Origin of the sequence: Vibrio sp. VP6 (assembly GCF_028823755.1) — a bacterium.
Classification (GTDB): Bacteria; Pseudomonadota; Gammaproteobacteria; order Enterobacterales; family Vibrionaceae; genus Vibrio; species Vibrio parahaemolyticus.
Genome location: NZ_JAPEID010000014.1, coordinates 77096 through 89350 on the forward strand (window position 1 = coordinate 77096; position 12255 = coordinate 89350).

Sequence of the window (12255 nt, forward strand, 5' to 3'; positions counted from 1 at the left end):
GCCTGACATGAAACATTCTACAAAACTGCTTATGACGACGTTGATTTCGGCATTAACCGTAGCTTGTGGAGGCGGCGGTGGAGGTGGTGGCTCAACTACGCCTCCGGCACCAACACCGACGCCATCGGTTCAGGTTCTCGACAATACGGCTGACATCGTGGCGGAACGAGACTTCTCATTCGATATTGGTGAAAAAATTACCTTGTCTGTGAATTATACCGGTTCGACCGAGGGGGCGTTGCACTTGTATTCGAAAGCGGCGTATACCACCGCAAATGGCGATGTGATTGCCGACCCGACATCTCGTATCACGACGTTGTATCCAAACATGGCGGGTGACGTAGAGCTCGAAGTGAATGGCAACTGGACACATCTTTATGCGCAATGGGTGCCGATGAGTGCGCAAGAGTCTGAGCAAAATTGGTCAATTGCGCTAAACAATTCCAATAACAACTACCACATAGATTTTTAGAGCCGGACTTTGCGAATAATGGGGAGCGTGTGCTTAAAAGGAGTTAAGCAACGTACATAAAACTAGGGGAAGCCGCAGAGCGCGTTGCCGCTAATCAGCAACGCGCTCTGTTTTTTCCAGATGAAAAACGAGTCATGTAGTAACAAAACGAGGGATTATTGGGCGTTTTGCAACTCTTCCAGGCCGCCTGCATTGTGCAGATTTGTGAAACCTTGCGATTGCAAATATTGGTAGGCTTGGCCCGAGCGGTTACCACTGCGACAATACAGCACGATCATTTGATCTTTTTTGACGTCTTTAAAATGTTTATCAAGCTCAGATAGAGGGAAATTTACCGCATTGTCTAAATGCCCCTCAGAGAACTCTTGCGGAGTGCGCACATCGACGATCATTGCGCCTTGCTCTATCAGTTGCCATCCTTGTTCCGCGCGTTCAGAAGCCGCTACATTAGGAGCGAGCAACCCTAAGCTCAGCGTTGCAAGAAACAGAGAAATTGCCTTTTTCATTCTTTCGTCATCCTTATCAAACTATGTGTACCACTGCGTAAAATAGCCTCCATCATAGACTCATTATGACGGATGGTGAATGAGAATTTTTGATAGGGAATTTTATTTAGTTCGATAAAAAATTTTTATTAAATTTCCCCCTTGAACTCCAATTTTTCGACCTTATTATTTTCATCGAAACGAGCAGACGACTCGTTAATCCATCTTTATGTTCAAACTATGTCTTTTATTTTTGGTTCTAAGTAGGAGGCACTTCAAATGAAAATTCGTCCTTTAAATGACAAGCTAATTGTTGAAAGACAAGAGGTGGAAAATAAATCTGAAGGGGGAATCGTTTTAACTTCTCAGTCGGTTAAAAAATCAAACCGCGGGAAAGTCATTGCTGTTGGTTTAGGTAAACGCCTTGAAAATGGCGAACGCGCTGCGATGGAAGTCAAAGTGGGCGACCAAATCATTTTCAATGACGGTTACGGCGTGAAAACCGAGAAAATTGACGGCGCAGAATACTTGATTCTGTCCGAATCTGATGTGTTAGCAATCGTTGAGTAATTATTTTTGTAGTAGTTTTTTGAGGAGATAATTATGGCTGCAAAAGACGTATTATTTGCTAATGACGCACGTCAAAAAATGCTGAAAGGTGTGAACTTACTGGCGGACGCAGTAAAAGTGACACTAGGCCCTAAAGGCCGCAACGTTGTGCTTGATAAATCTTACGGCGCGCCAACGATCACTAAAGATGGCGTGTCTGTAGCGAAAGAAATCGAACTGAAAGACAAGTTCGAAAACATGGGCGCACAAATGGTGAAACAAGTGGCGTCCAAAGCGAATGATGAAGCGGGTGACGGTACAACGACGGCTACCGTGCTGGCGCAATCTTTCATCAATGAAGGTCTTAAAGCGGTAGCCTCTGGCATGAACCCAATGGACCTAAAACGTGGTATCGACAAAGCCACTGAAGCGGCGGTTGAGAAACTACGTGAAATGTCTAAGCCATGCAGCGACAAAGAATCCATCACCCAAGTGGGTAGCATTTCTGCAAACAGCGATCGCGCGATCGGTGAAATCATTGCAGAAGCGATGGAAAAAGTGGGTCGCAATGGCGTGATTACGGTGGAAGAAGGCCAAGGTCTAGACAACGAATTGTCTGTGGTTGAAGGTATGCAATTCGACCGCGGTTACTTGTCGCCATACTTCATCACTAACCAAGAAAATGGCAGCGTAGAGCTAGACAACCCTTACATCCTATTGGTGGACAAAAAAGTCAGCAGCATCCGCGAGCTATTGCCAGTGCTAGAAGAAGTGGCAAAATCTTCTCGCTCGCTATTGATCATTGCCGAAGACATCGAAGGTGAAGCGCTAGCGACATTGGTTGTGAACAACATGCGTGGCATCGTGCGTGCGACGGCGGTGAAAGCACCTGGTTTTGGTGACAACCGTAAAGCGATGATGGAAGACATTGCGGTACTAACCGCAGGTACGGTCATCTCTGAAGAAATCGGCCTAGAGCTTGAAAAAGCAACGCTAGAGCAACTAGGTAGCGCGAAGAAAGTGACCATCACCAAAGACACAACAACCATCGTGGGTGGCGCAGCAGAAGCAAGCGCGATTGCTGATCGTGTGGCTTCGATTGAAAAACAAATAGAAACAACCACTTCTCAATACGATAAAGACAAGCTTCAACAACGTGTTGCGAAGCTTTCTGGCGGCGTAGCGGTGATCAAGATCGGCGCTGCAACCGAAGTTGAGATGAAAGAGAAGAAAGACCGCGTGGACGATGCGCTACACGCTACTCGCGCAGCGGTTGAAGAAGGTATTGTCGCTGGTGGTGGTGTTGCCCTAACTAAGATCGCGAAAGAATTGGCGGATCTAAAAGGCGACAACGATGACCAAAACGTGGGTATCCGAGTTGCGCTACGTGCAATGGAAGAGCCTCTTCGTCAAATCGCAACCAACGCAGGTGACGAAGCTTCAGTTGTGGCGAATGCTGTCAAAGCGGGTGATGCCGATTACGGTTACAACGCTGCGACAGGTGAATACGGCAACATGATCGAAATGGGTATCTTGGACCCTGCGAAAGTAACACGCTCAGCGCTTCAATTCGCAGCGTCTGTTGCTGGCTTGATGATCACCACTGAAGCGATGATCACCAACCACGTTGAAGACAAAGAACTTGATATCTAACGTTACCAATCGTTAGTGATTAAGTAAGCGTTAAAACAACAATAACATTGCAAAACCTAAGCGGGCTCGCTTGAGCCCGCGAATCAGTCATTTGAGGTAAGTGTTATGACCCGTTTGCCTGCGTTTTCTTTCTCAATATCTGAGCCGGGCGGTAATGAAGCTTCGTCAACGTGGCCGACTGCTATTCACTTCCCCCTCGTTCCAGCTGGGCCAGAGTTTTCGATCGAAAATGCTCTGCCTAAACGTCCGACAGTGACGATATTCACTATCGATCTGTCTCAGTTACTTAAAGGGGACGCTCGGGTCATTCATTAACTGCATCGAAACAGCCAGCGTAAGTTGGCTGTTTTTTTTCATTTCTGGGTGTAGGTCAAACTATTGATAATGTGAATCGTTTTCGTCACGTTGATGCAGTGTATTCAATATGTTAGCTTGGTTTGGGACTGTTCCCAAGTAAGGTAATAAAATAATGAATAAGAAAATACTGCTTCCCCTAATGTTAGGGATTTCCGCTACTGCTGCTGCTTCTGATAACAAGGTTGTAGAAAGTGTCTTGATTGATAACATCGCGCTAGAAGGTTACGTGAAGAAAAGTTATGAGGTCGTGATGCAAAGCGAGCCTGAGCTTTTCCCGTACGAGTTTCGTGGTAGCCGCGTGCAGATGAAGTTACTGGTTGAGTTATTCCATAACTCAAAGAACGATAAAAAAGCGGCTCGCGTGATCACTCTAGGGAATGGTTATGTACCAGGTAAGCCGGGTGTAAAACACACTTTTGATGCAGCGATTGTTGACCGTTTTACTCAAAACTACCCAGTTGCGTTCGATTACAGCATCTATCAAGCTGGTGGCACGCCTGTATTTAGTGAGGATTACTCACCGCAAAACGAAGCCAATGATGTTTCGGTATCGACAACCACGGTTGCACCGTCTATCGGCTTAACCGCGACTGCAACACCGGGCTCGGCACCAAGTTTTTCTGGCTCGTTGACGACCGATCTCGGTGTGGCTTATACGTCTCGCTACTCAAGTAAGGATTACGTCACCGCAGCCAAACCAAAAGCTTCCATGGAACGCGGTATGGGCGTTAAGTGGACCACCTCTCTTAGCCAAATTTACACCAACGACTACCAGTATTACGGTAAATGGGCGGGTGTTTACCACTACACAGGTTGTTCAAACGAAAACCTATTACCAGAAGAGAACTTGCCGCGTTTGATCTACGGTTTCAAACCGAAATTCCAATACGGTTTCAAACCGAAATTCCAATACGTGTTCACACCAGAATTTGAGCGCGGAGAAGAGCCCAAAACGGAGATGATTGCACGAGCGGGCATGAAAGAAGTTGACGAAGGTTTCTCTCGCAATGCGTGTAACTGGTACGATCAAGGCACAACGAGCCATTACACTGAAGCGCAAATTCGCTTCACGATTGATTGGGATAAGCTCACCGTTATCACTCAATAAACGTTTCACTTACCAGACTGAAGGTTTGTGGATTGTAATGCGGCTCCAGTAGCCGCATTGTTTGTGTTCAAAATCTGACCGCAAACGTATTAAGCCTTTAAGCCCAGCATCGCGCCGAAAATGACCAAACCCGCCCCACATGCTTGATTGAGTCGATGCTTAATCTTTAACAAGAAGGCTTGTAATTGGAGGGACGTGAATAAAACTGCAACGATAGAAAACCAAATGCCGTGCAGCGCAATCATATAAATCCCGTAAAACAAGGCGATATGTTGCTGACTAGAATCGGGAGAAATCACTTGGCTAAAAATACTCAGAAAAAACAGCATCGTCTTAGGATTGAGTAAATTACACAGAAATCCCTGCATGAAAAATCGCCACATTGAATACTCGCTCTGTTGAATGGTTTCTGAGTTTGACGCAGGCTGCGAGGAGAATATTCCTTTAATCCCAAGGTAGACAAGATAAGCAGCCCCAAGATAGCGCACGAGATTAAACAACCATTCATTTTGTGAAATTAAGTAACTGATCCCCAGCATGGAGTAAGCGATGTGGATGCTTATCGCCATGCTGATACCAATCGCACTGTACACGCCAGCTTCTCGTCCTTGATTTAAGCTGTTTCTTAATACCAAAACAAAGTCTGCGCCAGGGCTAATAACAATAAGCACACCCAATAGCGCAAGAGTTACAAATTCCATATCGGTTTCCTGTTTGAATGATGAAGTCTGTGATGTAGCGGAATTGTAGGCGTCTTTGTTACTGACTATAATCGAAAAATATTCCCATATTGGTGAGAAAAACTCACAAATGCGTCACCTAAAATCTTTCTATGTCTTCCACGTTGCGGCGAGCTCTTCAAGCTACACTGAAGCGGCTGACAAACTGAACATCACCCACGGAGCCGTGAGTAAGCAGATCAAGCAACTTGAGCAATATCTGTCGCAACCTTTGTTTTTGAAAGAGGGCAGGAAATCCGTGTTGACGGCAGAAGGCGAATTACTCAAGACATACACAAAAACGGCATTCCAAACGCTAGAAACAGGCGTGAATACACTCATTCAAGAAAAGCATCAGCATCTTGAAGTGTCTTGTGAACCGACATTAACCATGCGTTGGTTGATGCCAAGGCTTGCTGCGTTTAATGATGAACACCGTGCTGATGTTCGTTTGTCGACGGCTGGAGGCCCGGTAACATTAGGAGCAACAGGGCTTTCGATGGCGATTCGTCGAGACGATTTTGCTCAGCAGCACGATTACAACAAAACCATTCTTGTGGAAGAGTGGGTGGGGCCAGTATTTTCTCCTGAATATTGGCAATCCATTCAAGACGATTTGGATGCAGTTCGATTGTTGAATAGCCAAACTAGACCGCATGCTTGGGTGGATTGGCAGCAATCAACACGTTGTGAAACCTTCAACGGCAACACTCAGCAATCATTTGCGCATTTTTATTTTTGCATACAAGCCGCGGTGGATGGCTTAGGCGCGGCGATGGGATCGTATCCTTTTGTTATGGACGATATTAAGCGCGGTAATTTGGTCGCGCCATTTGGTTTTGTGCTATCAGGTTGCAATTATGTTTTATTGAGCCAAGATAAAAAGCGTACAGAACTCGAACATAAATTCATCACGTGGTTACAAACGCAAATGGTAGAGTGTGTACCACTACCATCGCAGCAAAATACGCAAGGCGAATAGAAGGCGTAGAGCGTGATTACGTCAGTCAGTTTGATGGAAAAGGGCTTAGGAAATTGGAAATGGAAAACCTCAATATTGTTGAAATCAAATCATTTGTTCCAGCGAAAGATTACGCGCTCTCAAAACGTTTTTATGAGGCGATAGGCTTTGATATGGCGTCAGACTTCGGTGATGTGGCGTACTTCTCTCAAGGCAGTTGCGCGTTTCTTTTACAGAATTTTTATGAGCCAGAACACGGCAACAACTTCATGATGCATTTGCTCGTAGAAGACGCAGAAAGCTGGCATCAGCACTTATCCAAAGTAGGCCATGAGGAATTTGGTTCGCGTTTAACTGAGCTGGTCGAGCAACCTTGGGGTATGCGCGAATGTTGTTTGTTTGACCCTAGTGGCGTTTTATGGCGAATCGGTCAGAACATGAATACTGATTAACGCCAGTCCTCTTTTCACCACATCTATATCGCGCAGGTATTGAGATCTCGATACTGCACGTTTTGTTTTTGCTTAACCTTGCCAACGTTTCTCGCGCACTCACGCCTTTTTCGAGGTGGTGTGTGATGGACTGACCCCAAAAAGCTCCTCAAGCAGCATGGCTTTGAGTTCTGCTCTGACTTCTGCCCCACCGATTAACGCCAAAAGTGCGAGTCCACCTGGTATGAGAATCACCATCAATATTGGTCTTAAAATATAAGAAAAGCAGAATATGGTCGGCAAGAAAATCAATCCTTGGCCTAGTTTGTTTAATACGTACATGAGCGATTCCTTTTGTTTTTATATAAAAATTGAGCGTGCTCATTTTTTATAATTGAGCGCGCTCAATTTGTCAATGTCAGCCGCTCAAGGTATGATCCTTTCAGGCTCATTAAGCAGATACATCAATGACGAAGCGACAACAAACCAGAGACAAAATCCTAAAAGCCGCGTGGGCATCTTTTGCTCAGAATGGCTATGACATGACGACCACAAGGCAGATTGCGAGAGAAGCAGGAGTCGCCGATGGTACGGTATTCAGCCACTTCCCGACCAAACTGTCGATTTTGCGCGAAGGGATGCTGACGCAACTGCAACAGATCAGCCAAGAGACGCTAGTCAGTGTGGAAGGTAAGACAGCTATCGAAATTGGTTTGGCGCTGACGGAGAAATACTATCGCTACTATTTTGCGAACGTCGAGTTGAGCCGAGCCTTGTTGAAAGAGGCGATTTGGGATTTGGATTATTACCAGTCGTTTAACCAAGCTTTGTTTCAATCTGCGAGCGTAAGTTCTGTTCTTGAAGACAAAATACCGTTGATTTTTGACTGCTACTTCATGACGCTAATCGCACATTTAAGCCGAGCAGAACCAGATGTTGAAGCTGCGCTTACAGATCTTCATGCTAAGTTTCGGCAAATCATTCCCATTGAATCACTTGGCTAATGGTTAAAAGTCGAATCTTAGATCCAGCATTTCAAACAACATCGGTTTTGATGAAGCCTTCTTGTTCGAGCGTTCAAAGGTGTACAGGAGCGTTAACCGAGCGGTTGATTGATTCGGCTATGCTATCGACGCGAGACAGGTCGATCTCATCCACCCCAACTTTTGGTGGTGATTGCATGGCTGAGTAGTTATAGAGAAATCGATAAATCGCTTGCCACTGTTTAATGCGCTGCAAACTCAAGTGGGCAGCGTAGCTTGGTGGTAACCATTGGGTATAACGGTTCCAAAACTCGCTGCTCCAATTCGGGTGTGTCGGGATTAATTCGTCTATCGATTCCGATGGTCTTGCGCTTTTTTGAGTCAGCCACCCCATCCCCACTTGCCAACTCCCATATTGATTTTGGATGTTCCCACGACGCCATGTTTCATCCCACCAACTCATCTTTTGCTTTGCATGATTTAAGCTCAGGTTTTCCTCACTTTGTCCAATATGGCAATAATAGAGTTGCGTCGTGCCCCGCTTAATGGCGGAGGTAAAAGCGGTGATCGCAGCCCCTCGTAAAAAGCTTTCATGTTCGAGGACAAAGCGTTTCGGCACTTTGTTCGCAAAGTATTTCGCCAAGTTTTGCATGTGCGCGTGCGCAGCAAAAACTGGGCGGGTGAGTAGCACTTCTTTTGATTTCGCGTGCGAACCATCGCAGTAAGCGAGTTGGTCAAATTGGCTGCGGCTAAGAATTTTGTCGTAAGTGCGCTGTGCTTGGAGAAATACATCTGATTCGTTTGGCGCTTCTTCTTGCTGCGTTAACTGGTAACGGCTTGGCTCCCAAAGCGGTTGAGGAATGACGTGCTCTGACATCTCTGTCTGAGGAAACCAAGCGTTGTCACTGAGCAAAAGCACGTAACCCGTTTGGGCATCGGCGCTGCATAGTGTCCAAACATGCGCTGCACGTTGTTCTCGGCCATGGTGGCGAAAACCAGAGCGCGCCACTTGAACAAAGGAGCGAGTTTGGATATTCGAGAACGATAAGTGACGTTCGTATAAGCGACTAAAAGTGTCCAGCATACTTGCCAAACGTTCAAGAGATTGTGAAAAACGGCGATGATTTAAGCCCAATTTATACTGTAAATCTTTGGGTGAAACCTCGGCCAATAGAGCATCAAGCAGTGGTTGGAGTGTGTGGGATTCTTTGTTCGGGTTCAGCAGCGTTGCGGTTTTTTGACAGCAGCGACACTTTACTCTTGGGCTACCGACGGCGGTTCTCCCGTAACGTTGCCAAGCAGGTAATCGGCATTCGCAATGAGGCAATAGCTTCAACTCAAAGGTTTGCTGTTGTAGTTGATGAGCCAATGCGAGTATCGGCTCGTTAATCAAAACCGGAGGATAAGCCCCACACTCAGGGCAATGCCACGCATCGTAGCCAAGCCGATTTGAGCGCGAATACAAACTGAGATCAGGCACGCCGCAATTAGGGCAGCCAAATGATTTACAGCCATTGTATTCTCGACGAAAAGTCATGGTGCTTATCCTTTGAGGTTATTTGTCAGAGACTCACTCTTTGACACTGACATCCACTTGGCGACCCAGCGCCGGAACGATAACGTCTTTCTTGGCTTTAAATTGGTCAATCAATACTTGGGTGACTGAATCACCTTGCGACTCTAACGTGCCTTTTTCAAATACATGATAACCGTCGCCCCCGCTCGCTGCGTAAGAGTAAGTGGCCACTTTGTATGATTGCGAGTCGTTCACTGGTTTGCCATTTACGTTCAGGCTGAGCAGGCGTTTACCTTGCGGTTTTGCGTTGTCGTAGTGCGCTTCAATACCGGAGAATTGTGCCAGACCGTAAGGCAAGGTGTAGCTGTACTCCAACAGTTCTTTCAACTGTACACCGTTGAGTTTTACGACGGAAAGTTTATCTGTGAATGGGAAAAGATCCATTACGTTTTCCATCGTTACTGGGCCTTTGTTGAGGTCAACGCGAATACTGCCCGAGCTGATCATACCCACATCCGCTTTAGCGGCTTCGCGCATCATATCTGCTACTAAATTACCTACGTTGGATTCGCGATAATAACGTCGGTACGCCGTGTCATTAATGGTCGCCAACTGCTGACCAAGCTCTGGGTATTGTTTGCGAGCATTGGCGATAAGATCGCTGGTTTTCTTGTCGCGCTCAAGCTTGTCTGACTCGACAGGGATCAGTTTTCCGTCCAGTAGTTTTACGTCGTGCTTTTCGGTGTCTACAACGAATTTAGTGTAACCCAAGTATTTACCTTGGCCGAAAGTGAGGCCGATAACTGTGCCCGTTTTTGGGTGCACGACAGGTTTCCATAAGCCATGGTCAGAGTGGCCGCCAAAAATTACATCGACCCCTTTTAGCTTGCCTGCCATGTCGTAATCTTCATCAAAGCCGCGTTGCACTTCAGGATCGGCTTCTTTGTCGGTTTGCATTGGTGCCGTTTTATTTTGGTGGGTGAGCACGACAACCATGTCCACTTCGTCGCGGATCTTATCAACCCAGAACTGAGTGGTTTTGATTGGATCGTCGATAGTCAAACCTTTGCGATTACCTTTCCACATAGTGTTGTAGAAGGCATCAACGCCCATTACCCCAATCACACCGACACGAATGCCATCGCGTTCAACAATGGTATATGGCGAAGCAAAAGGCGCATTGTTTTGCTCAAACTTGATGTTGGCATTGAGCACGGGGTAGGCGGCTCTTGGCATGTTCTCTTTCAAGGTTTGCCAGCCGTATTCAAATTCGTGGTTACCGAGCGTTATCGCGTCGTAGCCCATCGCGCTGTACAAATCGAAAGAGAGCTTGCCTTGCGTTTTTTTCGCGAGTGAACCAGTGAAAATGTCCCCCGCATCGAACAAGAAACTGGTCTCCTCTTGCGCGCGAGTTTGTTTGATCAGCGTGGCAAGGTAAGGAATACCGCCAATGCGGCTAATGTCTGGATTCCAAAATGCGTCAACAGGCTCATAAACGCTTTCAATGTCATTAGTGTGCAGTAACGTGACGTTGCGAATTTCCGCAAAGGAAGAAAATGACACACCGATAGAGAACGCCGCTAACGCATACAGCAACGGCTTTTTAGAAAATGTCTTCATAGTTGATCCGGTAAAAGTTGAGTAAGAAGTAAGGTTTCGCGAAACAGAGCAACTTTAAAAAAGCACGTAACTCAGGCGATTGAATTGGATCACATAAATTCATGTCAGTAATCGCTAATTGACGCGGAATATCATTTTGAGTGGGCGTTGAGTGCACAGAAATAACAACGCAGTTGGGTGAAAATTAGCCGATATGAGATAGTGGACATATTGATGCGCACTAGTGAAAACTCGCATAAAACAACAAAAACTCAGTTGGATGAACTCAAGGAAGAACGATGAAAAACAACGCATTTAATGCACTTTTGGGGACAGAGTTACCGATTATTCAAGCCCCAATGGCTGGCGTGCAAGATAGCCAAATGGCCATTGCAGTGAGTAATGTTGGCGGGCTTGGCTCGTTACCTTGTGGAATGCTGAATAAAGACGCCATCGTTAAAGAACTTCAACTTATTAAACAGGCGACCAATCGACCATTCAACCTCAACTTCTTTTGCCATGAAATGCCGGAATACGACGCTAACAAGCACGAAGAGTGGCAAAAAACGCTGCAACCGTATTTTGCTGAAGTTGGTGCAACCGTACAGGCTCAGCCAAACGCTCCGACAAGGATGCCTTTCAATCATGATATTGCTGACGCGATTGAACCATTTGCACCGCCAGTGACCAGTTTCCACTTTGGTTTGCCTGCCGATGACTTGTTAGCGCGAATTAGAGGCTGGGGAGGGAAGATCCTTTCGACAGTGACCACTTTGGATGAAGCACTGTGGCTGGAAGCAAAAGGCGTTGACGGCATTATTGCTCAAGGCTTGGAGGCTGGTGGACACCGAGGCATGTTTTTATCGGATGATTTATCTACTCAATTAGGCTTGATGGCGTTGTTACCGCAAATCGTTAAGCGCGTGAATTTACCTGTTATTGCAGCAGGAGGAATTGCCGATAAAAGCGGTGTTGAAGCCGCGCTAAAGTTAGGAGCAAGTGCCGTGCAGGTTGGCAGCGCCTATTTGTTGTGTGATGAGGCAAAAACCTCGTCTTTACATCGATATGCGATTGCCAGTGAGCGCGCGCAGCATACGGCGGTGACTAATGTTTTCTCGGGCAGGCCAGCACGAGGCATTGTGAATCGCGCGATGTCGGAGCTAGGCTACATCTGTGAGTCTGCGCCGAAATTCCCATATGCTTCCATTGAAATGACTCAGTTAAGAGCGCTTATGGAGAAGCAAAACCGAGATGAATTTACGCCGTTGTGGTGCGGACAAAATTCGTCGGGTTGCAAAGAAGTTTCGGCAGCAGAAATGACACTGTCATTAGTGGAAGGGATTGATTTGAATTGATGTATTCAATGTGCGTTTTCAATAGATAGAGCCCTTTGGGGGAAAGGGCTCTTAGGGGGAGGAGCTT

The 12255-nt window shown here is 46.3% G+C and carries 14 protein-coding genes; 9 read left to right on the top strand and 5 right to left on the bottom strand.

The window, feature by feature from the left end:
• Positions 1–7: 7 nt before the first annotated feature.
• On the top strand, positions 8–472 hold the full coding sequence (locus OU793_RS11275) for a hypothetical protein (RefSeq protein ID WP_020834911.1): 465 nt from the start codon (positions 8–10) through the stop codon (positions 470–472).
• Between the two features lie 155 nt (positions 473–627).
• On the opposite strand, the gene OU793_RS11280 is transcribed toward OU793_RS11275, so the two are convergent.
• Entirely contained in the window at positions 628–978 is a 351-nt protein-coding gene (locus OU793_RS11280) for a rhodanese-like domain-containing protein (protein WP_025506177.1), read from the bottom strand.
• A gap of 258 nt (positions 979–1236) precedes the next feature.
• Between OU793_RS11280 and OU793_RS11285 the strand changes: the two genes are divergently transcribed.
• The 4 genes from OU793_RS11285 to OU793_RS11300 all read left to right on the top strand — a co-directional run bounded on the left by OU793_RS11285 (position 1237) and on the right by OU793_RS11300 (position 4624).
• Complete coding sequence (locus OU793_RS11285) at positions 1237–1527, top strand: co-chaperone GroES (RefSeq protein ID WP_005373989.1); 291 nt, start codon at positions 1237–1239, stop codon at positions 1525–1527.
• A 33-nt stretch (positions 1528–1560) separates the two neighbouring features.
• On the top strand, positions 1561–3159 hold the full coding sequence (gene groL, locus OU793_RS11290) for a chaperonin GroEL (RefSeq protein WP_005463958.1): 1599 nt from the start codon (positions 1561–1563) through the stop codon (positions 3157–3159).
• A gap of 105 nt (positions 3160–3264) precedes the next feature.
• Positions 3265–3474, top strand: coding sequence for a hypothetical protein (locus OU793_RS11295; protein WP_005464025.1), 210 nt, complete (start codon positions 3265–3267; stop codon positions 3472–3474).
• A gap of 154 nt (positions 3475–3628) precedes the next feature.
• Positions 3629–4624, top strand: coding sequence for a hemolysin (locus OU793_RS11300; RefSeq protein ID WP_274647771.1), 996 nt, complete (start codon positions 3629–3631; stop codon positions 4622–4624).
• An 89-nt stretch (positions 4625–4713) separates the two neighbouring features.
• Here OU793_RS11300 and OU793_RS11305 read toward each other — a convergent pair whose 3' ends face one another.
• Positions 4714–5325, bottom strand: coding sequence for a LysE family translocator (locus tag OU793_RS11305; protein WP_005481530.1), 612 nt, complete (start codon positions 5323–5325; stop codon positions 4714–4716).
• A 109-nt stretch (positions 5326–5434) separates the two neighbouring features.
• On the opposite strand from OU793_RS11305, the gene OU793_RS11310 reads away from it, so the two are divergent.
• Both OU793_RS11310 and OU793_RS11315 read left to right on the top strand, forming a co-directional pair.
• Positions 5435–6325: a LysR family transcriptional regulator gene (locus OU793_RS11310; protein WP_005498006.1), complete on the top strand. Its 891-nt coding sequence runs from the start codon at positions 5435–5437 to the stop codon at positions 6323–6325.
• Positions 6326–6384: 59 nt separating this feature from the next.
• Positions 6385–6756 carry a VOC family protein gene (locus OU793_RS11315; RefSeq protein WP_005395273.1) on the top strand — a complete coding sequence of 124 codons (372 nt, stop codon included), beginning with the start codon at positions 6385–6387 and terminating at the stop codon, positions 6754–6756.
• Between the two features lie 99 nt (positions 6757–6855).
• Here the strand turns inward: OU793_RS11315 and OU793_RS11320 are convergent, their stop codons facing one another.
• Positions 6856–7077 (bottom strand): hypothetical protein, encoded by a 222-nt coding sequence (locus OU793_RS11320; RefSeq protein WP_005481464.1) that lies wholly within the window; start codon positions 7075–7077, stop codon positions 6856–6858.
• A 125-nt stretch (positions 7078–7202) separates the two neighbouring features.
• On the opposite strand from OU793_RS11320, the gene OU793_RS11325 reads away from it, so the two are divergent.
• Positions 7203–7739, top strand: a complete 537-nt coding sequence (locus tag OU793_RS11325; protein ID WP_159404280.1) for a TetR/AcrR family transcriptional regulator — start codon at positions 7203–7205, stop codon at positions 7737–7739.
• A gap of 73 nt (positions 7740–7812) precedes the next feature.
• Here the strand turns inward: OU793_RS11325 and OU793_RS11330 are convergent, their stop codons facing one another.
• On the bottom strand, positions 7813–9255 hold the full coding sequence (locus tag OU793_RS11330; RefSeq protein WP_159404281.1) for a hypothetical protein: 1443 nt from the start codon (positions 9253–9255) through the stop codon (positions 7813–7815).
• A 33-nt stretch (positions 9256–9288) separates the two neighbouring features.
• Positions 9289–10854, bottom strand: coding sequence for a bifunctional UDP-sugar hydrolase/5'-nucleotidase (locus OU793_RS11335; protein WP_159404282.1), 1566 nt, complete (start codon positions 10852–10854; stop codon positions 9289–9291).
• Positions 10855–11132: 278 nt separating this feature from the next.
• On the opposite strand from OU793_RS11335, the gene OU793_RS11340 reads away from it, so the two are divergent.
• Positions 11133–12188: a nitronate monooxygenase family protein gene (locus tag OU793_RS11340; protein ID WP_159404283.1), complete on the top strand. Its 1056-nt coding sequence runs from the start codon at positions 11133–11135 to the stop codon at positions 12186–12188.
• The last annotated feature ends 67 nt before the right edge of the window (positions 12189–12255 follow it).